Source organism: Aeromicrobium sp. CTD01-1L150 (genome assembly GCF_041951745.1).
Taxonomy (GTDB): domain Bacteria; phylum Actinomycetota; class Actinomycetes; order Propionibacteriales; family Nocardioidaceae; genus Aeromicrobium.
Map to the genome: position 1 here is coordinate 2,922,633 of NZ_CP169555.1, position 22,350 is coordinate 2,944,982.

The window sequence follows — 22,350 nt, forward strand, 5'->3', positions numbered from 1 at the left end:
GATGCGCAGGCCCCGAACCCGTCACGCCTACCGCTCAGGTGCCGGCGGATCCCTCGACAACGTCCTGTTCCAGGACGGCGGCGAGCTGCGGGCAGTCAGCGATGTCGCCGTGTCTGCAGTGCAGCGCGGTGCGCAGCAGGTCCAACGAGCGCTGCAGGCTCTGCACCTGTTCGGCGAGCAGGGCTACTCCGCGACCACCGTCGCCGAGATCGCGGAGGCCGCCGAGGTGTCGACCAAGACGTTCTTCAGCTACTTCCCGAGCAAGGCAGACGTCCTGTTCGCCGACCCCCGGGAACGGGTCACCGCAGCGTGCGAGACGATCGCGACGCACGCCGAGAGCTCACCCGTCGCCAGCGCACTACAGAAAGCCATCGGCACACTCCTGGCGCCGGAGCACGATGAGGATCCCGCGGCAGGCACCTTGAGGCAGCAACTGATCGTCGGCGACACGGATCTCTTGTCACGCGCCCTGCTTCATACCCTCGAAGCGCAGACCCACCTCGCCCACGCCCTGCATGAGGCATATCCAACCCAGGTGAGTCGAGTAGAAGCAGCCGGCATGGTCGGGTCGGTCGTCGGAGCACTCATCGGAGCGCTCTACGAATCCGCAAGACAAGGACACTCCCGCCAACAGATCCGAGCGGCAGCAGCCCACGCCACCGAGATCGCCATCGCAGGCGTGACCTCCCACGGCACCGCGCACGACTGACTGGATCACCACGGGCACCGGGCCGTGCACGCGGCTCCTCGAGCGAGGTCCTCGGCCAGACCTTCAACGGTGCTGGGCTCGAGCACAGCACACACCAAGACCGCTCAGTCCTCGAGTGCGGCGTCGATGGCGTCGTAGAAGTCCTGCTCGGACTGCGGCTCGAGCCTCTCGCCATTGAGGAAGAAGGTGGGCGTCCCGGTGACGTCGAGCTCCGAGCCGTCCCGGAAGTCCCGCTCGACGCGCTCGGCGACGTCGTCGCTGTCGACGTCCCGGTCGTACTGCCCCATGTCCAGACCCAGCTCCTCGGCCCAAGAACGGAACAACGGCGCCTGGGACTCCTGCTGCTCGCCCCACTCGGCCTGCGTGTCGAACATCCGCTGGTACATCGCCTCCAGCTCACCCTGGCGCGCGGCGGCCTCCACCGCGTGGGCGGCGTTGCGAGAGTTGGCGTGCCCCTCCAGCGGGAAGTAGCGGACGACGAACTCCAGCTCACCGTCGTACCGCTCGCGCAGATCCTCGATGAACGGGTACGCGGCGCCGCACGCCTCGCACTCGAAGTCCAGGAACTCCACCAGCGTCGCCTTGGCATCCGGCACCTCGTCCAGCCGGTGGCTCTCGTCCGTCACCACCTGCTGCTCACCGCCGTCACCGTCGGAGTCGCTCATCGTCTGTGCGATGGCGAACCCCGCAAGGATCGCCACGACGACCCCCACGACGGCCGCAGTCACGCCGAGGTTCCTGGTGCTGTTGCTGGTGGTCATCGCGTGGTCCTTCACATCGCTGTCGGTGGAGGGTGGGTTGTGGCTGGCGTCTTCAAGGTACCCAGCGGCACAATGCGCCCGGCCTGGCCATTAGTCAGTGATCACTGTATGGTCAGTATATGCTGACTATTGCTTCTCGTCTTGATGTGATGAACCGGCTGGGTCGGGCGATGGCTGATCCGTCGCGTTCGCGGATCTTGATGGTCCTGTTGGAGGGGCCGAGCTATCCGGCGGTGTTGTCTCGGCAATTGGAGCTGACGCGCTCGAACGTGTCGAACCATCTGACGTGTCTGCGGGATTGCGGGATCGTGGTCGCCGAACCGGAAGGCCGGCAGACGCGCTATGAGATCGCTGACCCGCATCTGGCGGCGGCGTTGAATGCGTTGGTCGACGTGACGCTCGCGGTTGATGAGAGCGCGGAGTGCATCGATCCTGGCTGCTCGGTTCCGGGTTGCTGCGAGACGGGAGCCGACGCGTGAGCGCGGTCTCTGGGCCGCAGGTCAATGAGGTCGACCTCCATGAGGACGACGATCTCGATGGGCCGTGGTGGAAGGATCGTGAGGTGCTGGTCCCGGTGTTCTCCGGGATCGCGTTGCTTGCCGGTCTGATCTGCGAGTGGTCCGGGGTCGAGACCCCTGCTCTGGGGCTGTTCTGGATCGGCCTGCTGCTGGGTGGGTCGACCTTCGTACCGGGCGCGATCCGCACGCTGTTCACGCAGGGCAAGCTCGGCATCAGTCTGCTGATGACGATCAGCGCGGTCGGCGCGGTGATCCTTGGCTATGTGGAGGAAGCGGCCGCGCTGGCGTTCTTGTACTCCATTGCCGAGGCGCTGGAGGACAAGGCCATGGACCGGGCCAGAGGAGGCCTGCGTGCGCTGTTGAAGCTCGTGCCCGAGACCGCGACGGTCCTGGTCGATGGCGCCTCGAGGCAGGTCGCCGCCCAGGAGCTGACCGCCGGTCAGTTGATGCTGGTGCGGCCTGGTGAGCGGATCGCGACCGATGGGATCGTGCGCTCCGGGCTCAGCAGTCTAGATACTTCCGCGATCACCGGCGAGTCGATCCCGGTCGAGGTCGAACCCGGTGAGGCCGTCTCTGCCGGTGCGATCAACACCGTCGGCGCACTGGAGGTCGAGGCCACCGCGGCCGGGACCGACAACTCGCTGACCACGATCGTGGAGCTGGTCGAGCAGGCCCAGGCCGACAAGGGCGACCGGGCCAGGCTGGCCGACCGAATCGCGCGACCGCTCGTGCCGGGCGTGCTGATCCTGGCCATCCTGGTCGCGCTGCTCGGCTCCCTGTTCGGAGACCCGGAGCTCTGGATCACCCGCGCCCTGGTGGTCCTGGTCGCGGCATCGCCATGCGCGCTGGCCATCTCGGTGCCGATCACCGTCGTCGCGGCGATCGGATCGGCCAGCAGGTTCGGTGTGATCATCAAGTCCGGCGCGATCTTCGAGCGCTTCGGCGGCGTGCGCCACGTCGCCGTCGACAAGACCGGCACCCTGACCCGCAACGAGCCCACCGTCACCGCCATCCTCACCACCGCCGAAAATACTCAGGACGACGTGCTGGGCTGGGCGGCAGCCCTGGAGCAGCACAGCACCCACCCCCTCGCCGCCGCGATCGCCACCGCCTCGCCGGATGCTCCCGCAGCAACGAAGGTGAGCGAACTGGCCGGCCACGGCATCCAGGGCCACATCCACGGGACCACCGTCACCGTCGGCAGCCCACGCTGGCTGGAGTCCGGCACCCTGACAGATCAGGTCGCCAGCCTGGAGAGCCAGGGCATGACCGTGGTGATCGTGCACCGCGACAACACACCGGTCGGGGCGATCGGGGTGCGCGACGAACTGCGTCCCGAGGTGCCCGAGGTCGTGCGCACCCTGACCAGTCAGGGCATCGGCATCACCATGCTCACCGGCGACAACACCCGCACCGCCCACGCTCTCGCCGCCCAGGCCGGAATCACCGACGTTCGCGCCGAGCTGCGACCCGAGGACAAGGCCGCTGCGATCACCGAGCTCACCCACACAACCTCCGTGGCGATGATCGGCGACGGCATCAACGATGCACCCGCCCTCGCGGCCTCCGACATCGGCATCGCCATGGGCGCGACCGGCTCGGACGCGGCGATCGAGTCCGCTGACGTCGCCTTCACCGGCCACGACCTGCGACTCATCCCACGAGCGTTCGACCACGCCCGCCGAGGACGCCGCATCATCAACCAGAACATCATCCTCTCGCTGCTGATCATCATCGTGCTCCTACCACTGGCCCTCTTCGGCGTCCTCGGCCTCGCCGCCGTCGTCCTGGTCCACGAGATCGCCGAGGTCATCGTCATCGGCAATGGCATCCGCGCTCGCGGAGTGAGTCGCACCCGGGCGCAGGCGAGGGCCCGATGATGCGCCCGATCCCGCCCTTGGCGCTTGCCCTGGTCGCTGGAGCGAGCCAGGCGGCCATCGCGCGCGGACGTCGCTCCACCCGCGGTTCACGGATCGCGGCGGCTGCCGTGGCGGTGCCGTCCGTGGCCCTGCTCGTCGGATCAGCGCGTGCCTTCCGACGGGCCGGGACCACGGTCGACCCTCGTCAGGGCGTCACGTCCGACGCCCTGGTCACCGGCGGTCCGAACGCCCTGTCCCGCAACCCGATGTACGTCGGCATGGCCGGCATGCTCCTGTCCCACGCGGCAGCACGACGATCGATCGGCGCGCTCGTCCCGGCGGTGGCCTTCACAGCCTGGATCGACCGCATCCAGATCCCGATGGAGGAAGTCCACCTCACCGACAGGTTCCCCAAGCAGTTCACCGCCTACCGGAACGCGGTGCCCCGCTGGATCGGACGACCTCGCACACCGCGGCAGCGATAACACTCGCACTGGTCTCTGGTCCTGCGCTGCGCCTGAAACCAGCCGGGCATGGGGAGTAGAAGCGAAGCGCAGCCACCATCGAAGGACGGCGCGATCCGCTGCCAGCGAACATCTGTCGGCAACGCTCACCCTGGTGCGGCTTCAAGCGACGCCTGACTCAAGCACCCGCGTAGCCGGTGGCCGCTGTGGGGTGTGCACCGCAAACTGCACACCAACCACCGATCACCCCGATCTGTGCAATCTAGCTGTTGCTGGCCAGGAGGTTGTTGACGTTTCTCGCGGGTGGCTGGTCGCGCAGCTACACTGGTGTCATGCGGATGCAGCAGCGATTTCAAGACCCCCGGCCGGGATATGGCCGCGGGGTCTTCGACGCGCAGTCGTAGCGCAGTAGGTCTCCGCAGGTACGGCCGGGGGAATTTTCTCGTCCTTCACCTACCTGCCATCTTCTTGGAGACCTTCGCATGTCGCACGCCGACTATCTGACTTCCGACCAGCTCTATCGCGCTCTCAACGTGCGCGACCTCACCGATCCCGACCAGGGGCCTCACGCCATCCTGACATTGCTGCAATCGGTCATCGACCGTTTGCAGCCCGAGTGGGACAGCTCCCTCCGGTATGTGCGCAGCTCGCCGGTCGTTCCTGTTCGGGACAACTACGACCGCCTCGGTTACGACCCGGATGATGTTACTCGGGCTCGCCGGTACACCCGTTACATCAGCCCTGCAGTGATGCTTCGCAGTCATATGAGTGCCGAACTCCCGCGCGTCCTTGAGGACTATGCGGGGATGTCCGAGGTGGATGAGTTACTCGTGGTGCCCGGCCTCGTCTACCGTCGCGACGCCGTCGATCGCACCCACGTGGGGGAACCCCACCAGGTGGACTTGTGGCGCATCCGTAGCACTCCGGATACCGATGACGAGGACATGCTCACGATGATCGGCCACTTGGTCGAGGCAGTCCTTCCGGATGCGCAGTGGAGAACAACAGACGTGGCGCACCCATACACCGTCGGTGGTAGGCAGATCGACGTGCTCCACGACGACGAATGGCTTGAGCTCGCCGAGTGCGGCCGCATCCATCCCGAGGTGCTGCGCGGATCGGGCCTCGACCCCGAGCGATGGTCCGGCCTGGCTCTCGGTATGGGCCTTGAACGTGCACTCATGCTGCGCAAGGGCATCCCTGACATCCGCTATCTCCGGGCAGAAGACCCGCGCATAGCAACCCAGATGCTCACCCTGGATCCATGGCAGCACGTTTCACTTCTGCCTGCGGCCCGGCGCGACATTTCAGTCGTCGTGGATGCACAAGAGGACGAGGAGACGCTTGGTGACCGCATCCGCGTCGCCCTCGGAGATAACGCCGACGTCATCGAGTCTCTCGAGATTCTCAGCCGCACACCCCACGAGGGACTACCCGAGGCCGCGCGCTCTAGGCTCGGCACTCTGGAAAGACAAGTCAATCTCCTGATCCGGATCATGCTGCGCCCCATCGACCGCACCCTGACCTCGGAAGAGGCCAACGTGATCCGCAACGTGATCTACGAGGCCGTGCATGAAGGCCCGGTGATGGAGCTGATCTGAGATCGCTGAGAGCAGCCATGACCTCGCCTACGCATGCCAACGCTCCCCTCTCACCCGAAGGCCGACGCCGCCTGATCGAACGCTGCCGCACCCGCCCTATCTCCCACGTGGCCGCCGAGATGGGGATCTCCCGCGCAACCGCCTCGAAATGGGTCAACAGATACAAGCGATTCGGGAAGACCGGCCTACTGGACCGCTCATCTTCTCCGGCCCGACAGCCATCTGCAACGCCTGGCTGCCTCGTGCAGCAGATCGAGTCGATGCGGCGGGAACACAAATGGTCGGCGTCCCGTATTGCGTTCGAGCTCGAGCAGGCAGGAACACCGGTGAGCCGTCGCACCATCACCCGGCTCCTCGCACAGCTGGGCCTGAATCGACGGAAGTTTATCGACCCGAACGGCGAGACGAACCGGGAGCCGCAAAGGATCAACGCCAAACGTCCCGGCCACATGGTGCATCTGGACGTGAAGAAGGTCGGGCGCATCCCCGACGGCGGCGGGTGGCGTGTGCACGGCAAAGGCAGCGAGAAGGCCAAGGCTGTCGCCCGCACGAAGACCCGCGGTGCCAGGACCGGGTACATCTACCTGCATTCCGCCATCGACGGACACACCCGACTCGCTTACACAGAAGCGTTACCGGATGAGAGGGCCGTCACTGCCGTCGCGTTCTTCGGGCGGGCCAGAGCCTGGTTCGCTAAGCACGGCATCACCCGGATCGAGCGCGTCGTGACTGACAACGGTTCCTGCTACCGATCTGCTGCCTTCCGCGAAGCGGTCGGGACCAGCCGACACCAGCGCATCACGCCATACACGCCTCGACACAACGGCAAAGTCGAGCGCTACAACCGGATCCTCGCTGAAGAGTTCCTCTACGCGCGCATCTGGCGCTCGGAAGCAGAACGCGCTGCCGCGCTGGAAACGTGGAACCGGCACTACAACTATCACCGTCCCCACGGCGCTCACGACGCGCAACCGCCTGCCTCTGCAGCACCGACACGCGTCAACAACGTCATGGCCTCATACATCTAGCCCGGAGATTCTGCGCAGTCTTCGTTGCGCAGCGACACCGCTTGTGAGCCGGGGGCTACCCGACAGGCACTGAATCAGCGGCCGGTTTGACTGGATTAGCCCCACCCGCCGCTGCGAGCATGGATCACAGGAGGTGGCATCTATGCTCGTCGCACTGACTCTCACCCACGCTATCGTCGCCGGCTTGATCGGTGGCTGGTGGCTGCGACATCCCATCGCGCGCTACGCCAAGGAAGGGCTGTTCGCCGCCGGCAGCACGATCCTGGTTTTGGCCATCGATTACCAGTACGGCGCGCTTGCACTCTTCTCAGCCGCGTTCGTCGGCTTCTGGGCCAGCCACGAACCCTTTGAGTGGCGTCCCCGTCCGGCGTCCTAGCCGTTCGCCCGCCGCTCGGGGGCATCGTCGCGGCGAAAGATTGCTCCACCGCGAATCGACTGGACCCCGTCCAGCCGCTCAAACAGTCCAGGCGACCGACTCTCGAGGTCCAAGCGTCCGCTCAACGTGCCGGGGCGGATCTAGCGTCCTTCGCTGGCAAGTTCGACAATCCAGGGCTCCGAGGTCCGGCCTCTTCGCTTGTCGATGGCGACCTTCGCTCGCGCGGCGGCAATGGCCTCGCGCTTGGTGATCCGGCGGTCGTTCTCGGACGACCGGCTTGAGGCGTGGCCGTTCACGCTGCTGTGCTGCGGCGTCTGGCTTGCGGTCATGAGTCTGCTCCGTCGTCGTCCTCTGGTGTCCATTGTGCCTCAGCCTCCGGGCTGGAGCCAGGTTCGTCGGCTTCGTCTTGGGCGGCGTAGGCGTCGAGAGTGCGGTCGAGCGCGGCGTCGATCAGGTCCGTTTCGTGCTCTGCCGCGTACTCGCTCTGACCCAGTGCTTCCAAGACGCTGTAGCCGACCTCGCGGTGTTCGGAGCCGTCGTAGAGCGTGAGGTCGAGCGCCCAGCGGGCACGGTCCCACCACTGAGCCTTCCGGTCGGCGGCACGGCGGGACTTCACGGTCTTGTGGACCCCGACGTAGGCGATCGTGGCGGCGACCACGGCGGCGAGACCACCGAAGCCGGGCGACATCACGAACTCGGTCCAGGGGAAGTCACCCATCGTGCTTCTCCTCGGCCGACATCCGCCGACGGGTGTCAGTCTTTCGTTCCCACAGGCTGAAGATGACCAACGGGGTCCAGAAGACGACGGCGGCGAATAGCAAAGAGCCAGCGACGAACAACGCCGAACCGACCAGGGCCGCAACGACGTTCTCCGTCCAGACCAAGCCGATCCCGACCGCTGACAACACGAATCCCTTGACACCGAGGCGCAGGAGAAGGTTCCGTCTGAGTGCCGCGGTGTCGTCTTGAACTCGGTCGCTCATGCGTCCTCCGATGCTGCCTACGGGTTCGTCACCTTCTAGGTACGCGGCACGACTCCGACTTCGCTCACGGTGTCCGTCCTCCCTGCCACGATGAGCAGATGGATCAGTGCGGTCCGTTCACGAATCCGGCGAGGCTCCGCCTTCGTCACCGGCGGCCTCGGAGCGAACCGAACTTGATCGCGGACCGTGGCCAACTACGATGAGTCCCGTAATGCCCCGGTGACTATTCGGACCCTGTCCGGACTCCCGGGGCAATAGTCTGCTCAGGACCGGCAATCGATGCCGGCACCCTCACCGGGCTCGAGGAACTTCTCAACCAGCCACGCTTCGATCGCACTTCAACGCTGCGAGCTTGGGCTGAGGGTCCGCGGTCGTGTATCGTAGGTGTCAAGCAAGGCGCTGGCTCTTCCGGGTCATGCCGCAACAGTCAGCCTGGCCCCCTGTGTAGCTGCGGCAGCAGGGGGTTGCTTCTTGCTAGAGGATCGTCAGGTTGTGCTTGATGTGCTCGACATACGATCGGTCGCGGTGAGCGTGGTCCCGCCGTACCGCTGAAGCGACGAGGTCGGGCAGCCAGAGCAGGTGCTCGTCCGCTGGGGATGCTTGCAGCAGTTGGAAGTGGCGAGAGATAGTTCCGTCACTCACAAGCAGTTTGTGGGTTGCGGCATCGCGGTTGCGCATGGCGCGTGTTCGGCGTTGTTCGAGCACGGCAAGTCGCGTGGGCGACCAGCCGGGACCGCCATTCTGCAGGGCTGGCAGCAGAGTTCGGAAGCAGTCTCGCCTGGCGGCCTCGGCATCAACGTCGTCGGCTCTCACTCGGCTGGCGAGGGCAACGATGCAGGGTTCGGCGCCGGTGCCGAGAACGGTCAGGAACTCGTGCGCTCGTTCGCGTCCCCGCTCGGTCCGGATTTCCTCCGTGGTGTGCCAGAAGGACCCGCCGACGACGTCCTCGGCCTCTTCTCGCATGCCTTCAAGGTCCAACGGGTGAACCTGTACAGCGGCGAGGATGTAGTACGACGGGCCGTCCTCTTCAGGCATGCGGATCGATTCATCAAGGAATGCGACGGACCGGTCACCGCTTCGCTGATACGCGCCAGAGAGTATCCGTCGCTCGGCTTGACCCACGTGGTTCCTCTCATGGCCGGATCGACAAGGTCGAGGCGCTCTTGGCGCGTACGGGTCGTCGCGATGTTGAATCGTGACGAGGCTAGCTGTTGCGCCGCTCGGCGTCCTTCGCGATCTTCTTGACCTCACGGGGCGACTGGGCGTTGTTGACGCGGTCGACAGTGTCGATGAAGTGACCGAGCCCCTCGATCTGGCGTGCGACACCGTCGACTTGGCCGGAAATGGAGCGGTCCATCTCTTCGAGCGACTGGATCCTGGCACCTAGCACGGCCGGGTCGTCCTCGGGCTGCATCTCCAGGAACATCGGGCGATGATTGATGGACCGGAATGCTGGGTACTGGCGTGCGAACTCCGTCGCGGTCTTCGAGCCATCACTGGTCTCGACCTGGATACTTCGGATCTCCTCCATCTGGGGCTCGCTGAAATCCTCGCTGCGGCCACTTCGATACATCCCGATCACACGCACGAGAGTGCGCTCGTCGCCCGCGGGGATCTCCCCACGAAGCCCAGCCCAGAATTCGCGCCGTTCGACGATCACTCGCTCACGTTCTGCCTCGAGCTCGGCCTCCCACACACGACGCGGATGGTTCTTGCCAGCCATGAGGCCAGGCTTGTCCGGCTCCGGGTGACGCTCCAGCCACTGCCCGCGGTACTCGTCCTCCCAGTCGGCCACTGGCCAGTTCTCCACGATGTGCTCGTAGGCGAGGAGGTTCGCGGTGCGGACTCTCCGGAGCGCGACGTCGGGTACCCGCACCTGAGTCCAGAACTCGACCACCTCGTCCGGGGTTCTCAGCCGGGGTGGGAAGAAGAACGTGCCGTCGGCGTCCATGTCCAGAGACTCTAGGGCGTCTGCCTCGCGCTCAGCCACCGAGAACTGCCCGCCCTCGGGGCGGCCCATCTGCACGCGGGGCTGGATCTCGGGCATCAGCGGTCCTCACTGGGTCCGCGCTTGGACTCACTCGGCCCACCTGACGCGTCCACCACCAGCACCTTCTCCCGCTGAGACTCGGCCGCCTCAGCCGCAGCCCGGTGCCGCTGATACTGCGACAACACATCCGCATCGATGCGCTGCTGCTCCTTGGTCGCCCGTGACTTCTTCACGCTGTGCGCCGCCGCCGCAACACCACCGGCCGCCGCCACCGCGCCCAGGCCCAATCCACCGGTGCCCACCGCAGCCAGGCCGACACCCGTCGCCACGCCGGCGACCTTCACACCCTTCGCTGCACGAGCCTTCACCGTCTTCGCCCGAGAGCTGATCGCAGCCTTGCGCTGCGCCCGAGCCTCGTCCTGACGGTGCTTCGCCCCGGTGTCCACATCACTGGACTGAGCCCACTCACGAGCCTTCGCGAGCTCATCGCCCTCACCGCCGGCAGCCCCGCCCGGCTGCTGACCGTCCGGACGCATCCTCTGCGAGCCGTCCCCGGCGTTCTCACCAGCGTTCTTCTTCCGCGCGAACATGCCGCGGTCGAGGCCCTTGGCGCGGCGGCCGAGCTTGGCCGAGCGGCCACGGTTCGCCAGATCCATCGCCCCGGCCCCCGCGGCCGCCCCCAGTCCACCGGAGACCGCCATCCGCCCGTACGACATCGCACCCGACGGTGTCATCGGGCTGGGAACCTTCAGCTGCTTAAACAGGAGGTGCAGCGACAGAACCGCGACGATCGGTGCGCCCCCGGCCCAGACCATCTGCACGATTGTGTTGGCCGAGATCGCCATGCCGATCGTGATGAACACCATCGTCATCAGCACGATGATGCTCAAGATGACCTGGGCGCCGAACGCGAACAAGCTCAATCCCAGGTAGACCTTGGCGACCTTGCCCAGTTTCGTGGCGTCCGAAGCGGGCAGCAGAAGCCAGGCGAGGATGAAGAAGATCGACAGTGAGATCCCCAGCGTGGCGAGCTTGGCCACGAAGATCGCGATCGCCATGCCGCCGAAGACCGCTCCGATGCAGAAGGCTGCGAGTACGTAGATGAACGCCGCGGCGATTCCCGAGGAGTTCGAGGTGCCGTGCAGGGTGCGCAGGAAGTCGCGGGCCCCAGGAGTCAGGTCGGCGGACTTGATGTGGTCGTCGGCCTCGTCCCAGTCGAAGTAGTCCCCGGAGTAGTCGGGCTGGTTGAACAGCTTGTGGCACTCCGACGACGCTTGGGAACCGTCGAAGTTGTCGATCAGCTGCTGTCTCGACCCGTTGATCTGCCAGCCGTTGGGGTTGTCGAAGTTCAGCGGATTGTTGTCCACCAGTCGGCAGGTTGCCCAGCCGACGTAGGCGCGGTCGCGCTTCTTGTTGTCGTCGCTGGACTGCAGCGCCAGGGACCGCAGCGCTTCGGTGCTGATCGTCTCGTCGAACCCGTCACCAACGGTGGTGTCGTCCCGTCCGTCGGTGACGGACGCGAGCGTCTGCCTGACGGTTGCCGGGGTGGTCTGCACGTTGCCCGAGTCCCGGTTGGCCCCTGCGTTCGGGGCGTCGACGGGAGCGGAGACGTTCGACTCCAGGATCCGGCAGTACATGTACTGGCCGTGTCCGTTCTGCGCTCCGGTCTGGGCTACGGTCCAGGACCGCAGCCCGGTCATCTCCCACATCGTCGACAGTGACGCCGGTGCCATGGCGGGCGTGTCGGCGTCGGTTGCGGTGCCGTAGGAGGAGCGGTACTGCTCGTGCAGCGAGCGGACATAGCTGGCGCACGACAGCGGGGTCGGTTCAACCGGTTCGCCGGCGGCGTTGCGTGACGGGGTGACCGAGAGGATGTTGTTGGAGTCGTACAGCTGGGTCGACAGAGCGGCGGCGGGCTTGGCAGCGAGCTGGGAGATCGTCGAGTCGACGGTCTGCGCGATCCAGCCCGGCGACCCGGTGCCAGGCTTGAACTCCCCGCCGCCAGGCTCTCCTCCAGTCGTCTGCGAGGCACCAGCGACCATCACGCCCATGGCGGCGATGATCAGCGCCTTGGCCAGGAGCGATCGAACCGCCCCTGGCTGCCCACCTTGTCGAAACAGGCTGAACAAGACGACCAGGGCGGTCGCTGACAGGATCGTGGTGAGGACGATCGAGTTGTTGCTGACGGTGATCGCGGTCCCGATGGACTTGGCCGCGCCGTCGGCGACGCCGCCGAACGTATCCAACGGGCAGAATGCAGTGGCTCCCTCGACCATCCCGGCGGTGCCGGACATGATCGCGTTGCCGAACCCGAACATGGCCTGCATCTGCACGTCGCGCTGCAGCTTCTCGCCGGTGTCCTTCCAAAACGACCCGTGCAGACGCGAGTGCAGCGACATGCCCTGGGTCCACCGGTTGACCGGAAGCGCGGTGCTAGTGCCGTCCTTGGACTCAGCCGTGCACACCCCTGGGGTCGCCGGGCGGTGAGCGTCGGGACCGTCATCGGGTGTCGCCGACACGGCCAGAGACGACGGCAATGCCGATGCAGCCGGGACCGTCGCCGCTGCTTCGCGTTCGGCCGCCTCCGTTGAGGCAGTAGCGCTAGCTGGCACGAGCACGATCAGCACCGCCAGGATGACGGAGCTCATCGCCGGTCCGAAGCGCTGCTGGAGACGAGCGATGCTCATCGGAAGACCCCGTCGATCATCGAACTGACCGCCCCTGGTGGGGCGTCCGCTTCAGCTGAGGACTCCGACCGCTCGCGCGTCCGGTCGCTGGCCCCGTAGGCAGCGGTGGACTGCATGGTGCGGTAGCTGAGCTGCTCGGCGACGTCGATGGGCCTGTTGGCCAGCATCGGCACACCGACCGCGGCACGACGGTGATCCATGAAGGTGCGGTAGTGCCGCAGCCGCAGGCCCTTGGTGGAGCGGAAGTGGAACATCCACAAAATGAGGGCGGAGGTTGCCGGGGCGGCGATGATCGCGTACTCGCCGACGAACAACCACGCCAGCGCCGCCATGATCACCGAGATAGGCAAGGTCGCAGCGAACAGATACCAGGCCCGCTTGTTGATGTCGAAGACGCCGATAACGACCTTGCCCGAGGACATGGCTTCCTTGCCCGTCATCATCGTCAGGTTGTAGAGCAGCATGGTGGCCTCCCGACCCCGTGCGGCCGCGGACGCGGCCGCCGTCTCAGGCGGTCTGATTCCAGATGGAGATGCCGGCGTTCACGATGACGTCGAAGATCGTGAGCACGATGGGGAAGAGCAGCCCTGGCGCGGCCAACACGGCGCCGATGATCATGGCGATCCAGATGCCGCCGGAGTCGCTTCCGGCGCCGCTGAAACCGTTGGAGCGCTTGCGCTTCCACAGCCAGCCGATGAACGCGACGACGACCAGCATCACGCCGACGATCGTGGCCAGGCTGAGGACCTGCTCGAAGCCGGATGCGGCCCGCAGTGCGGACCAGAGCTGGTCCCATCCGCCTCGGAGGTTGATGCTGTCCCCTGATGCTGCCTTCATGATGTTCCCCTCGTCCTGCTGCTCGACGCGAGGCGGTGCCGGGTGTGATCGCCTCTACCGGGGAACATGCGCCACATTCGTCAGCTGGCTCTGGTGCGGTTCTCGCTGGTGCGGACAGCCGCGGCCCACAACTCCTCGGCGTAGGCCTGGTGACGGGTCAACAGCTCGACCACACGTTCGCGGCCGGTGCCGTCCAGCTCCGAGCCACCGAAGGGCGCGAACAGCGCCTCCGTCGTGGCATCATCACGCCCGGCGTCCCAGTCGGCCGCGACCCGGGCAGCACCGCCGGCGGCCTTGATCTGCTTGCGGGCCGCAGTCGCGTGGTGCACCCGCATCGACCTCGGTCGTGCCGGCGGTGCGCCGGTGGCAGTGGCGAGGGTGTCCCAGGCCTCCCGTCGGGCGGTGAACTTGCCCTGGCAGGACCCGTCGGAATCCTCCAGCTGATCCAGGGCGCCCTCGATCCCATGGTTGACGGTCTCGCCGGCAGCCGGCGCCTGACGGGCGGCTGATGCCTCCGCCGGGCGGTCGTAGTCCTCGAACCACACCTGACGGGTCTCGTCCTCGAACCCGACTGACGGGCGGTGGCGGGGATCGTGCCAGCCGGCGCGGATGTCGTCGGCGATGTCACTGCGCTCCAGCCGCGTCGGATGCCGGTGATGCTCCTGCTCGAAACCTGCGATGCGGTCGCGGAACATTGCGCGTGCTCGTCGATCGACGGAACCGGGCCCGGTGGTTGGTGCGATCTTGGCGATCCTGTCCACGAACGCCTTCTCGTACTCGATGTCAGCTCCTCGCTCGCGCTGCTGCAGCAGGGCGACGACTGCCTCGGATGCCACATCGTCGACGTCCATCCCGGCATGGCCAACGGGGCCCGACTGCCGGCTCCACCAGATGCGGGCTGAGCGTTGGGCTGTCGTCATGAGCTCTTCGGGGCTCAGCGAGCTCGTCGCGGTCTCGTCGTGCAGGGAGTCAAGGTCGTCGTCGGCGTGCTCCTGAAGGCCGAACCGTCCGTCGCCCTGGCGAGCTGCTTCCCTGGCTTGTGCTGCCGTCATGTCTGCTAGGTACGCGGGGCCGCCGGGCAACTGTGGATGCTCGGGTGCAGTAGCGCCTGGGTCGGGGGTCTCGTGGTCCGCCATGGCAGGACCGCCTCCACTGCTGGTGGGGCCGGTGTTCGGCCCCCTCATTGAGGTAGAGGTGTCGGTCGATCCCGGATCTGGGACACCTGGAGGCGAGATTTCTCGGCAGGGGTTCCGTGGAGCGGTGCGTCAGTCTCGCGTCCTGTCGGTCCAGCAGCGGGTGCACCGATCCGCTGGGTCCGTCTGGGCGAGGGGTATCTGCTCGGTCATCGGTGTCGCGGGCCGTCCGCAGGCGGTGAGGCCGGCGTACTCCTGCGGGGCGTTCGGGTGCAGGGTGGAGCGGTGAGCCTTGCCGCGCTCGGGCCGGCGGATCGCCACTGGCTCAGACTGCGGGATCATCGGGGGCCTCCGCCCGGTGAGCGATCACCGCGTCGGCGATGCCCTGGGCGTTCCACACGTTGACCTGGTCGCTCGGGTGGGCCGGCAGGTGGCCGCTGGATTCGATGACCGAGGCCAGACGTCCACTGTCGAGCAGAGACGGGGACATCCGCAGAAGTGTGCGCGCAGAGAACCAGGCCAGTGCTGCGCGTGCGCCTGCCTCCCACTGCTCGCGACAGCGGTCGTCGTAGCCGCCGTCGCACGAGTCGGCGTCGTCCACGGCCTTGGCCAGCATGGTCGCCAGGTCGCGGACCTGGTCCTCGTGCTGCTCGCGGCTCGTCATCACAGGGCCCTCTGGTGCTCAGAGATCAGGATCTCGGCGGCGTTGTCACGGAACACCCGGCGTCGATCCTCGCTCAGGTCGTCCCACCCGGCGACGCGATCCCCGCCGTAAAGCCAGTGCAGTCGCGCCGCGACCTCATCGACGGTGACGATGTGGACAGTGGCGTCGGGGTAGCCGTTCGCTCGCAGCGCCAGCTCATCAGTGCCGGCGGTGACGACGGCCTCGGTGCCAGTGGCATCCCCTCCCAGGGTGGTGATGATGAGGTGCTCGCACACGATGGTCACCTCTCCTGCTGGTCGTTGATGCTGGTGACGATGCTGTTCAGGAACCCCAGCAACTCGGGAACCGAGTCGGCCTCCAGCACCACGCCCTCACCAAGTGAGACGGCCGGTCCGTCGTTGTGGCTGCCGTCGTAGGCGTAGTCACCGGGGGTGCCGGTGTAGTCGAAGCCTTGGCTGGTGTGGGCCCATTCGATGCGGTTGGCCATCGGTCTGCTCCTGTGCGGCGCTGGTCGAGTTCATGTCGCTGATCGCGTTGTTGTCTTCTAGGTACGCGGCACCGACGGTGGTCCGCACAGGAGCAGCCCCAACTCAACGTCGTGGGTAGGTGGTGAAGACGTTCGGATCAGACCACACCGGACACAACTCGTCCTCATGCGCCCACCGCTGCACCGTCGCCCGATCACGCCCAACCGTGTCGACGAACACGACCAGAGCACGCCAGCGGGTGCCGTGTAGACGCCACTCCAACACCAGCGCCTGGACGGGGAGAAACACGTCGGGTGTGCCGCGACGGCGGTACCAGACGTGTCTGGTCGTGCGAGGCCGTGGCCACGCGTCGCGCTTCGGCGGGTTCGCCCCCATCTGGAGATAGTAGAACGTGTGTCCTGCGTCTCTGCTTGAGTGCAGTAGTCTGATTTCATGTCTGCGCAGTGGCCGGTGGGAGGCGTTGACTATCCCCGCACGTATCAGGAGTTCGGGTCCTGGTTCGACGATGATGTGGACTGTCGTGAGTATCTGGCCGCTCTTCGGTGGCCGTCTGGGTTTGAGTGTCCGCGGTGCGGTCACGATGAGTGCTGGATGACGGGTCGAGGGCTGCGGATGTGCCGCGACTGCGCGGTGAAGACCTCGGCGACGGCCGGGACGATCTTCCACCGCTCTCACACGCCGCTGTCGACGTGGTTCGGGGCGATCTGGATGATCACGTCGCAGAAGAACGGCATCTCAGCGCAGGGCCTTCAGGACGCCGTGGGGTTCGGGTCCTATGAGACTGCCTGGGCGTGGCTGCACAAGCTGCGACGGGCGATGGTCCGGCCCGGACGCGATCAGTTGGGTGGTGTGGACCGCCGCGGCATGCCAGTGAGCGTCGAACTCGACCAGAGCTTCCTCGGAGGCAAAAGCGCAGGCAAACTGGGGGGCGCGAGCGACAAGGTCCCGATCACGATCGCCGTGGAACGCACCGCAGCCGGTCACCTGGGCCGGGTCAGGCTCGAGGTGGCGCAACGCTCCGGCGGACTCGACATGATCGACTTCGCCCAAGAAGTGATTGTCCCGGGCACGATGGTCCACACCGACGGCGCCGCCCCGTTCATCCGGCTCACGACGCTGGGCTATGGGCACCAGGCTACGCCCAGCACTGAGCGCAGCCGCCGCGTGGAGAACATCGATGCCGTCACTCCCGGACCCCACCTCGTCTCCTCGCTACTCAAGCGCTGGACAGCCGGCACGCTGCACCAGGGGCTCAGCAACCGACACCTGCCCTACTACCTCGACGAGTTCACCTTCCGCTTCAACCGGCGCAACTCCCGCGCCCGCGGCATGCTCTTCTACCGCCTACTCCAGCAGGCCGTCGAGACCGACCCGCACCCTCTGAAGGAGCTCACACACGGCTGAAACACACCTACTGCACTCAAGCAGAGAGGCAGGACGTGTGTTCGATCGTGTCATAACGTGCCGTCCCCCGAATCGGTCGGTTCGAGCTCGTCTCAGTTGTCGTGCATCGACCCGTTCACGACCTCGCCTCCAGCACCCTGCTTAGCGGGATCCGGTCAGTCCACGAGTACGGCGTTTCGACGGTGACAGATTTCGCGTTGACGCGGACGATGCGATGCCAGCCGAACTCGTCACGGACGGCGACGTGGCCGCGCACGTCATCCGCAGTGAGCTTTGGTCGGTCAGCCTCGGCCTCGCGAGCTGCCTTGCGAGCAGCTTTGACCTGCTCATACTCGGCGTCGCGCTCGGCCTGCAGCTCAGCCAAAGTGGCGTCGATCTCGCGCTGCTGCTGCCGCGCGGCGGCGCGCGCGGACGCTCGACGGCGGGACAAGGGGACGGTCATCGATCCGCCTCCGAATCGGTCGATTCGCGGCGGTCCAGTTCCTCGCCCCACTCGAACCGCACGAGACCGATGGCATCGCGCAACCGACCATCACTGCTCGACTCGGACTGCCACATCAGCACGTGCCGAGCCGTCTCGATCTGCCGAACCGTTGGGCGCTTCATCGGTCGTCCTTGGTGATCAGGACCGTCGCGACGGGGGCCCGGTATTGGTGCTCCTGGCAGTAGTGATCGCCGTCGAGCATCCCGTCAACCGGGTCGCGTCCTCCCGTGAAGACGGCCGCAGCGCCGCAGTAGGAGCACGTCGCCTCATCCATTGGACCCCTCCTGATCGATCGCGCGCAGGCTGCCGCCATATGGAGAGAGCGCCCACCAGTTGCCGGCCTCGTCGCGCTCGGCTACGACGTAGCGACGCTGCTCGAGCTCTACCCAGAGCTGCACGAAGCCCTGACCGGTGCGCTCGGCATGGTCGAAGGCATCGACCGACCGGCACGCCGCGGCGAGCGTGCGCGCCTGACGCGCAGTCTGGTGGTCCTGACGTACGCCGTCGGAGCGCCGGGTGTTGGCGGTGGCGTAGTAGTTGCCGCGGCGCATCATCGACCTGACTCCGAATCGGTCGGCACTGTCCATGCCTCTCCGTCCTGCGCCAAGTGCGGGGGCGCGTGGCCCTGGACACGCCAGCACCGCTGATACCCGAGGGTCCCGGGGCGGGTGACGCCACATGGCCGCTCCCCATCGTCGAGAGCGTCGTACTCGGCTTCGGTAATCGTCGGCCGTTCGGAGCGCACATACTCAGCCATGATCGGCCCAAAGATGGACCGATTCTCGGAGTCGCTCGCGGCAGGGTCGGTGCTCATGCCTTCCAGGTAGGCGGCATGCCCGCGACTCTGCACAGTGGCCCCGTTCACGGGGAGGCGCTCTTCGTCTTCTCGATAACGGGTCGCTTGGCCTTGGAGGCCTTCACCGGTGACCCGTCACACCCCCACCGCGCCTTGCAGGACGTCGGGACGGAGCCGGCGACCAGCACCCATCGTTCACACTTTGGGCAGACCGCGACCGTCACCAGCGGCTTGTGCCGGATGAGCCGCAGGACGGCCGCGTGCTGGTTCATGAGCTCAGCCTGATCGGGCTCGATGACAAGCGACGACAGGCACGCCTGGGCGACGCCGGAGCGCACCGCCTCGCCGAGCTCGTCCCAGCTGGTGACGCGTGCGTGCTCGAAGACCGCCAACGCGAGGGAAGCCGCCTGCGCCAGGGCAGGTATCCCCGTTGGCGTCTGGAGCTCGCGAAAGTCGGCCATGTTCTCCCCTATGCCTGGATGGGGACGTCAGTCATGGCGTCCACCAGAGCCCTTTCGCTCAGCAAGTGGTGCTCAGGACGCGGATCATCGCGTCCTGCTCGGCCTGGGTGACCCAGATGTCGTATGCGGCCTTCACGCCGACGACCTGGGCGACGTACTCACACCTGTGGGGCTTGTTGGGCGGCAGCCAGGTCGCGACGTCGGCGTCACCCTTGGACGAGTTCGTCGGTCCGTCGACTGCGAGGAGGTTCGCCGGATCGTTGGCCAGTTCGGTCCGCTTCTCCTGAGGCCACTGCTGGGCGCCCTTCTGCCAGGCGTCCGACAGGGCGACGAGATGGTCGATCTGCACCGCCTGGGAGGACGTCCTGCCCTGGACGAAGTCGATGCTGTTGCCGGTGTATGGGTCCTGAAGTGTGCCGGTGAGGACCTTGCAGTCGCCGGTACCGGGCTTGTGCTCGACGTGGTCCAGGTCGCGGCCGAGGATGTCGTTGCGGGTGTCGCAGCCGTTGCGGCCGAGTTCGACGTCGACGGCGTCGGTCCAGGTCGCTCCGAACTCCTCTCGGGAGTATCCGGTCTTCGGTGCCCGACCCTTCACGGTCAGCGCTTCGGCCTGGGTGATCGCTTCAGCGACCCGGTCCTCATCCAGAGCTTCCCCGGAGCCTCCTCCGAGGCGTTCCTCGGCGGCCGACAACAGGCCGTCGACCAGGTTGGTCGACTCGGCGTCCTCGTTGATGTGAACCACCTGCGGGATGGCGGGGACGTCGAAGTAGTCCAGGTCGGGCAGGCCGAGCGCGGTCGTGAGTGCAGCTGTGACACCGAGGGAGTTCGAGACCGCCCACAGCAGCACCAGGGCGGGGATGCCGATGATCAAGCGGCGAAAGTTGGGCAGCATCTCGAGGTCACTCTCCTGACGGTTCGGGCGGTGTCGCCTTCTAGGTACGCGGCACCGGTGGCCCTCCGCTCACGCGGCCCGCCGCCGGCCCTTCGCCTGGTGGCGGTCGATCGCCTCATCCACGACCGAGCGGACGACTTCGGCCGCCGTGGTCGAGACGTCGGCGTCGAGTCCATCGACGATGATCGTCTGGGACCCAGTTACGGCCTGGGTGAGCACCTCGGACTTCTCCTGCAGGACAGTGAAGATGCGGCCATCGAGGGTGCCCGTGGCCAGCAGGTACTGGCACTGCACGTGGTTCTGTTGTCCGAAGCGGTCCTGGCGGTCTTCGGCTTGGGTGACCTCAGGAACGTCCCAGCTGGTCTCGACGAACAGCTGGGTCGATCCGCGGGTCAGGGTGACCCCGACCCCGGCGGCGGTGATCGAACAGATCAGTACCGCCGTGAGGCCGCCCTGGAATGCCTGCACTGCCTTGCCCCGTTCAGTCGAGGAGCTGGCGCCGTCGATCACGTCGACCATGCCGTCGCCGACCTTGGCGATCGCGGCCGCGGCGAGCTCGGCGACGGCCTCGCGGTGGTGGGCCCACACAACCAGCGGCTCCACGACGGTCCCGTCGGTGACGTTGGAGGCGACCCAGTTCTCGATCATCTCCACGGCAGCTGGCACCTTCGCCAACCCGGCAGCCTTGCGTAGCGGAGAGACCAAGGCGATCCGGCCGTTGACGTAGGCGTCGACCTGCCGCGACGTCGGGTACGAGCCGTGCTCGGCCACGACGTCCTCGACCCACTCGGTGACGGTCTCCAGTGCGTCCGCGTGGGAGGCACGGTAGGCCGCGAGGTCGACGTCCAGCCAGTTGGAGGTGCGTGACTTGCCTGGCAGATCCGGAAGGATGTCGGCTTTCTTGCGCCGCACCCACACCTTCGAGTCGAGCTCGCGGCGCAGCCAGCCGAGCTTGCGCTTCTGCGGGCGCAGGTTGCCGAACTTGTCGGTCCGGCACGTCTGCTCGACGAACGCCTCGTACCCACCGAACACTGGCCCGAGGTGCCCGCTGATGGCCAGCTGGGCGGCGAGCTCGGCCGGGGAGGTGAACATCGGCGTCCCCGTCATCGGCAGGCACAACGTCTCCGGCGGCATCGACAGACACAGAGATCGGATCGCCTTGCTGCGGGCGCTGATCCAGGTGCGGTAGCGGTGCGACTCATCGACGATGACGACGTCAGGGCGCCAGTCGATGAGTCGGTTCAACAAGGCCGGCCGGCTCGACAACAGTGAGTCCGGCACCACCGCCACCCCGACCGGTGGCAGCTCCGGTTCCTTGCGTCCGGCCCGAACACAGGCCACGTGCTCCGGTGTCGTCGTTGGGTCTGGATCACTCGATGATTCGACGGTGATGCCGGACTGGGCTGCTTCCACACCCCAGTGGGTGACCGCCACCGGCGGCGAGACCACCAACACCCGCCTGGCTCCCTTGATCGCCGCCGCCGCCAGAGCCGCCCTGGTCTTGCCGGCGCCCGGATCATCGGCGATGAAGTTTCGCCCGCACAGCGCAGCGAGCGCGGCCAACCGCTGGTAGGGGCGCAGGTTCAAGCCGAACCAGTCCGGGACATCGCCGACCTCGGCGACCAGACGACTCACGTCGACCTCACCGGACCCGATACCGGTCGAGAGCGCGGCAGCCGCGGCGGCCGACGCGGTGTCGGCGTCATCGGGGCCGATGGTGCGAAGTGCGGCGGCGACCGCAGCCGAGTGGGTGTCATCGTCGATGACCAGCCCGTCGATGACGTCGTGGTGGTCGTCGAGGAGGTCGGTGACCGCGACCTCGAACCGCTGGGTGGTCTTGTCCCAGGTGGCTGACGGCAGAAGGGTGCGGACGCGATCGAAGCCGGCGAAGCGGTGCCGGATGAGAGCGACTCCCGGGCGGCCGCGCGAGAGCCGCGCGATGGGCGGCCACAGATCGTCGACGTGGGTGAAGACGTCGTCGGGGTACTCGATGTCGAAGCCGGCGCGCGCCAGCACCTGCGAGGGTGGCCGAGCAGCACCGGTGGCAGTCAGCAGCCAGATCCCCCGGGTCCGGTCCCACTCTCGCCCTGGCGCCCGTCGCACCCAGTCCACGACCAGCTCGCCGGCCCGCGGGTGGCCTTGCGGCAGCACGGCGCCTCGGCCGAAATCCAGCTCCAGATGTGGGCTGGTCTTCGTGCCGGCCAAGCGCGCACGA

28 protein-coding genes are annotated in these 22,350 nt (G+C 66.7%); 8 read left to right on the forward strand and 20 right to left on the reverse strand.

Features of this window, described 5'->3' with window-relative positions:
• The first annotated feature begins 1 nt into the window (after position 1).
• Complete coding sequence (locus ACEVFP_RS14415; protein ID WP_375000140.1) at positions 2–709, forward strand: TetR family transcriptional regulator; 708 nt, start codon at positions 2–4, stop codon at positions 707–709.
• A gap of 104 nt (positions 710–813) precedes the next feature.
• Here the strand turns inward: ACEVFP_RS14415 and ACEVFP_RS14420 are convergent, their stop codons facing one another.
• On the reverse strand, positions 814–1,470 hold the full coding sequence (locus ACEVFP_RS14420; protein ID WP_375000141.1) for a DsbA family protein: 657 nt from the start codon (positions 1,468–1,470) through the stop codon (positions 814–816).
• A 119-nt stretch (positions 1,471–1,589) separates the two neighbouring features.
• Here ACEVFP_RS14420 and ACEVFP_RS14425 point away from each other — a divergent pair, with 119 nt between their 5' ends.
• From ACEVFP_RS14425 to ACEVFP_RS14450, 6 genes are all read left to right on the forward strand, one after another.
• On the forward strand, positions 1,590–1,949 hold the full coding sequence (locus ACEVFP_RS14425) for an ArsR/SmtB family transcription factor (RefSeq protein WP_375000142.1): 360 nt from the start codon (positions 1,590–1,592) through the stop codon (positions 1,947–1,949).
• Positions 1,946–3,868, forward strand: coding sequence for a heavy metal translocating P-type ATPase (locus tag ACEVFP_RS14430; protein WP_375000143.1), 1,923 nt, complete (start codon positions 1,946–1,948; stop codon positions 3,866–3,868). The genes ACEVFP_RS14425 and ACEVFP_RS14430 overlap by 4 nt, the downstream gene beginning before the upstream one ends.
• Complete coding sequence (locus ACEVFP_RS14435; protein WP_375000144.1) at positions 3,865–4,332, forward strand: methyltransferase family protein; 468 nt, start codon at positions 3,865–3,867, stop codon at positions 4,330–4,332. Before ACEVFP_RS14430 ends, ACEVFP_RS14435 begins: the two co-directional genes overlap by 4 nt.
• 461 nt (positions 4,333–4,793) lie before the next feature.
• The gene (locus ACEVFP_RS14440; protein ID WP_374999681.1) at positions 4,794–5,912 is read left to right on the forward strand and encodes a hypothetical protein; all 1,119 of its coding nucleotides are present in this window, start codon (positions 4,794–4,796) and stop codon (positions 5,910–5,912) included.
• Between the two features lie 17 nt (positions 5,913–5,929).
• A complete protein-coding gene (locus ACEVFP_RS14445) occupies positions 5,930–6,940 on the forward strand; it encodes an IS481 family transposase (RefSeq protein ID WP_375000145.1) in 1,011 nt (336 codons plus the stop codon).
• A 142-nt stretch (positions 6,941–7,082) separates the two neighbouring features.
• On the forward strand, positions 7,083–7,316 hold the full coding sequence (locus ACEVFP_RS14450) for a hypothetical protein (protein WP_375000146.1): 234 nt from the start codon (positions 7,083–7,085) through the stop codon (positions 7,314–7,316).
• A gap of 140 nt (positions 7,317–7,456) precedes the next feature.
• On the opposite strand, the gene ACEVFP_RS14455 is transcribed toward ACEVFP_RS14450, so the two are convergent.
• The 12 genes from ACEVFP_RS14455 to ACEVFP_RS14510 form a co-directional block, all read right to left on the reverse strand.
• Positions 7,457–7,645, reverse strand: a complete 189-nt coding sequence (locus ACEVFP_RS14455) for a hypothetical protein (protein WP_375000147.1) — start codon at positions 7,643–7,645, stop codon at positions 7,457–7,459.
• A complete protein-coding gene (locus ACEVFP_RS14460) occupies positions 7,642–8,034 on the reverse strand; it encodes a hypothetical protein (RefSeq protein ID WP_375000148.1) in 393 nt (130 codons plus the stop codon). Before ACEVFP_RS14460 ends, ACEVFP_RS14455 begins: the two co-directional genes overlap by 4 nt.
• Complete coding sequence (locus tag ACEVFP_RS14465) at positions 8,027–8,299, reverse strand: hypothetical protein (protein WP_375000149.1); 273 nt, start codon at positions 8,297–8,299, stop codon at positions 8,027–8,029. The genes ACEVFP_RS14460 and ACEVFP_RS14465 overlap by 8 nt, the downstream gene beginning before the upstream one ends.
• Positions 8,300–8,773: 474 nt before the next feature.
• Positions 8,774–9,334: a hypothetical protein gene (locus ACEVFP_RS14470; RefSeq protein WP_375000150.1), complete on the reverse strand. Its 561-nt coding sequence runs from the start codon at positions 9,332–9,334 to the stop codon at positions 8,774–8,776.
• Between the two features lie 169 nt (positions 9,335–9,503).
• Entirely contained in the window at positions 9,504–10,346 is an 843-nt protein-coding gene (locus tag ACEVFP_RS14475) for a hypothetical protein (protein WP_375000151.1), read from the reverse strand.
• Positions 10,346–12,976 (reverse strand): hypothetical protein, encoded by a 2,631-nt coding sequence (locus ACEVFP_RS14480; protein WP_375000152.1) that lies wholly within the window; start codon positions 12,974–12,976, stop codon positions 10,346–10,348. The genes ACEVFP_RS14475 and ACEVFP_RS14480 overlap by 1 nt, the downstream gene beginning before the upstream one ends.
• The gene (locus tag ACEVFP_RS14485; protein WP_375000153.1) at positions 12,973–13,440 is read right to left on the reverse strand and encodes a hypothetical protein; all 468 of its coding nucleotides are present in this window, start codon (positions 13,438–13,440) and stop codon (positions 12,973–12,975) included. The genes ACEVFP_RS14480 and ACEVFP_RS14485 overlap by 4 nt, the downstream gene beginning before the upstream one ends.
• Positions 13,441–13,483: 43 nt before the next feature.
• The gene (locus tag ACEVFP_RS14490; protein WP_375000154.1) at positions 13,484–13,813 is read right to left on the reverse strand and encodes a hypothetical protein; all 330 of its coding nucleotides are present in this window, start codon (positions 13,811–13,813) and stop codon (positions 13,484–13,486) included.
• A gap of 80 nt (positions 13,814–13,893) precedes the next feature.
• A complete protein-coding gene (locus tag ACEVFP_RS14495) occupies positions 13,894–14,865 on the reverse strand; it encodes a hypothetical protein (RefSeq protein ID WP_375000155.1) in 972 nt (323 codons plus the stop codon).
• Positions 14,866–15,271: 406 nt separating this feature from the next.
• Positions 15,272–15,610 carry a hypothetical protein gene (locus ACEVFP_RS14500; RefSeq protein WP_375000156.1) on the reverse strand — a complete coding sequence of 113 codons (339 nt, stop codon included), beginning with the start codon at positions 15,608–15,610 and terminating at the stop codon, positions 15,272–15,274.
• Positions 15,610–15,885 (reverse strand): hypothetical protein, encoded by a 276-nt coding sequence (locus ACEVFP_RS14505; protein ID WP_375000157.1) that lies wholly within the window; start codon positions 15,883–15,885, stop codon positions 15,610–15,612. The genes ACEVFP_RS14500 and ACEVFP_RS14505 overlap by 1 nt, the downstream gene beginning before the upstream one ends.
• Positions 15,886–15,890: 5 nt before the next feature.
• Complete coding sequence (locus tag ACEVFP_RS14510; protein WP_375000158.1) at positions 15,891–16,097, reverse strand: hypothetical protein; 207 nt, start codon at positions 16,095–16,097, stop codon at positions 15,891–15,893.
• Positions 16,098–16,548: 451 nt separating this feature from the next.
• On the opposite strand from ACEVFP_RS14510, the gene ACEVFP_RS14515 reads away from it, so the two are divergent.
• Positions 16,549–17,502, forward strand: a complete 954-nt coding sequence (locus tag ACEVFP_RS14515) for an IS1595 family transposase (protein WP_375003845.1) — start codon at positions 16,549–16,551, stop codon at positions 17,500–17,502.
• A 115-nt stretch (positions 17,503–17,617) separates the two neighbouring features.
• Here the strand turns inward: ACEVFP_RS14515 and ACEVFP_RS14520 are convergent, their stop codons facing one another.
• The 7 genes from ACEVFP_RS14520 to ACEVFP_RS14550 all read right to left on the reverse strand — a co-directional run bounded on the left by ACEVFP_RS14520 (position 17,618) and on the right by ACEVFP_RS14550 (position 22,340).
• Positions 17,618–17,944: a hypothetical protein gene (locus tag ACEVFP_RS14520; RefSeq protein ID WP_375000159.1), complete on the reverse strand. Its 327-nt coding sequence runs from the start codon at positions 17,942–17,944 to the stop codon at positions 17,618–17,620.
• Complete coding sequence (locus ACEVFP_RS14525) at positions 17,941–18,108, reverse strand: hypothetical protein (protein ID WP_375000160.1); 168 nt, start codon at positions 18,106–18,108, stop codon at positions 17,941–17,943. The genes ACEVFP_RS14520 and ACEVFP_RS14525 overlap by 4 nt, the downstream gene beginning before the upstream one ends.
• Entirely contained in the window at positions 18,105–18,260 is a 156-nt protein-coding gene (locus tag ACEVFP_RS14530; RefSeq protein WP_375000161.1) for a hypothetical protein, read from the reverse strand. The genes ACEVFP_RS14525 and ACEVFP_RS14530 overlap by 4 nt, the downstream gene beginning before the upstream one ends.
• The gene (locus ACEVFP_RS14535; protein WP_375000162.1) at positions 18,253–18,573 is read right to left on the reverse strand and encodes a hypothetical protein; all 321 of its coding nucleotides are present in this window, start codon (positions 18,571–18,573) and stop codon (positions 18,253–18,255) included. Before ACEVFP_RS14535 ends, ACEVFP_RS14530 begins: the two co-directional genes overlap by 8 nt.
• Positions 18,574–18,847: 274 nt before the next feature.
• Positions 18,848–19,243: a hypothetical protein gene (locus ACEVFP_RS14540; protein ID WP_375000163.1), complete on the reverse strand. Its 396-nt coding sequence runs from the start codon at positions 19,241–19,243 to the stop codon at positions 18,848–18,850.
• Positions 19,244–19,301: 58 nt separating this feature from the next.
• Positions 19,302–20,135 (reverse strand): HNH endonuclease family protein, encoded by an 834-nt coding sequence (locus ACEVFP_RS14545; RefSeq protein ID WP_375000164.1) that lies wholly within the window; start codon positions 20,133–20,135, stop codon positions 19,302–19,304.
• A gap of 69 nt (positions 20,136–20,204) precedes the next feature.
• Positions 20,205–22,340, reverse strand: a complete 2,136-nt coding sequence (locus ACEVFP_RS14550; protein ID WP_375000165.1) for a helicase-related protein — start codon at positions 22,338–22,340, stop codon at positions 20,205–20,207.
• Positions 22,341–22,350: the final 10 nt, after the last annotated feature.

Bases quoted from the DNA above. Each gene is read 5' to 3' on its own strand.
- ACEVFP_RS14415 (WP_375000140.1), top strand. From the start codon at position 2: ATGCGCAGGCCCCGAACCCGTCACGCCTACCGCTCAGGTGCCGGCGGA.
- ACEVFP_RS14420 (WP_375000141.1), bottom strand. From the start codon at position 1,470: ATGACCACCAGCAACAGCACCAGGAACCTCGGCGTGACTGCGGCCGTC.
- ACEVFP_RS14425 (WP_375000142.1), top strand. From the start codon at position 1,590: ATGCTGACTATTGCTTCTCGTCTTGATGTGATGAACCGGCTGGGTCGG.
- ACEVFP_RS14435 (WP_375000144.1), top strand. From the start codon at position 3,865: ATGATGCGCCCGATCCCGCCCTTGGCGCTTGCCCTGGTCGCTGGAGCG.
- ACEVFP_RS14440 (WP_374999681.1), top strand. From the start codon at position 4,794: ATGTCGCACGCCGACTATCTGACTTCCGACCAGCTCTATCGCGCTCTC.
- ACEVFP_RS14445 (WP_375000145.1), top strand. From the start codon at position 5,930: ATGACCTCGCCTACGCATGCCAACGCTCCCCTCTCACCCGAAGGCCGA.
- ACEVFP_RS14450 (WP_375000146.1), top strand. From the start codon at position 7,083: ATGCTCGTCGCACTGACTCTCACCCACGCTATCGTCGCCGGCTTGATC.
- ACEVFP_RS14455 (WP_375000147.1), bottom strand. From the start codon at position 7,645: ATGACCGCAAGCCAGACGCCGCAGCACAGCAGCGTGAACGGCCACGCC.
- ACEVFP_RS14460 (WP_375000148.1), bottom strand. From the start codon at position 8,034: ATGGGTGACTTCCCCTGGACCGAGTTCGTGATGTCGCCCGGCTTCGGT.
- ACEVFP_RS14465 (WP_375000149.1), bottom strand. From the start codon at position 8,299: ATGAGCGACCGAGTTCAAGACGACACCGCGGCACTCAGACGGAACCTT.
- ACEVFP_RS14470 (WP_375000150.1), bottom strand. From the start codon at position 9,334: ATGCCTGAAGAGGACGGCCCGTCGTACTACATCCTCGCCGCTGTACAG.
- ACEVFP_RS14475 (WP_375000151.1), bottom strand. From the start codon at position 10,346: ATGCCCGAGATCCAGCCCCGCGTGCAGATGGGCCGCCCCGAGGGCGGG.
- ACEVFP_RS14480 (WP_375000152.1), bottom strand. From the start codon at position 12,976: ATGAGCATCGCTCGTCTCCAGCAGCGCTTCGGACCGGCGATGAGCTCC.
- ACEVFP_RS14485 (WP_375000153.1), bottom strand. From the start codon at position 13,440: ATGCTGCTCTACAACCTGACGATGATGACGGGCAAGGAAGCCATGTCC.
- ACEVFP_RS14490 (WP_375000154.1), bottom strand. From the start codon at position 13,813: ATGAAGGCAGCATCAGGGGACAGCATCAACCTCCGAGGCGGATGGGAC.
- ACEVFP_RS14495 (WP_375000155.1), bottom strand. From the start codon at position 14,865: ATGACGGCAGCACAAGCCAGGGAAGCAGCTCGCCAGGGCGACGGACGG.
- ACEVFP_RS14500 (WP_375000156.1), bottom strand. From the start codon at position 15,610: ATGACGAGCCGCGAGCAGCACGAGGACCAGGTCCGCGACCTGGCGACC.
- ACEVFP_RS14510 (WP_375000158.1), bottom strand. From the start codon at position 16,097: ATGGCCAACCGCATCGAATGGGCCCACACCAGCCAAGGCTTCGACTAC.
- ACEVFP_RS14520 (WP_375000159.1), bottom strand. From the start codon at position 17,944: ATGACCGTCCCCTTGTCCCGCCGTCGAGCGTCCGCGCGCGCCGCCGCG.
- ACEVFP_RS14525 (WP_375000160.1), bottom strand. From the start codon at position 18,108: ATGAAGCGCCCAACGGTTCGGCAGATCGAGACGGCTCGGCACGTGCTG.
- ACEVFP_RS14530 (WP_375000161.1), bottom strand. From the start codon at position 18,260: ATGGATGAGGCGACGTGCTCCTACTGCGGCGCTGCGGCCGTCTTCACG.
- ACEVFP_RS14535 (WP_375000162.1), bottom strand. From the start codon at position 18,573: ATGGACAGTGCCGACCGATTCGGAGTCAGGTCGATGATGCGCCGCGGC.
- ACEVFP_RS14540 (WP_375000163.1), bottom strand. From the start codon at position 19,243: ATGGCCGACTTTCGCGAGCTCCAGACGCCAACGGGGATACCTGCCCTG.
- ACEVFP_RS14545 (WP_375000164.1), bottom strand. From the start codon at position 20,135: ATGCTGCCCAACTTTCGCCGCTTGATCATCGGCATCCCCGCCCTGGTG.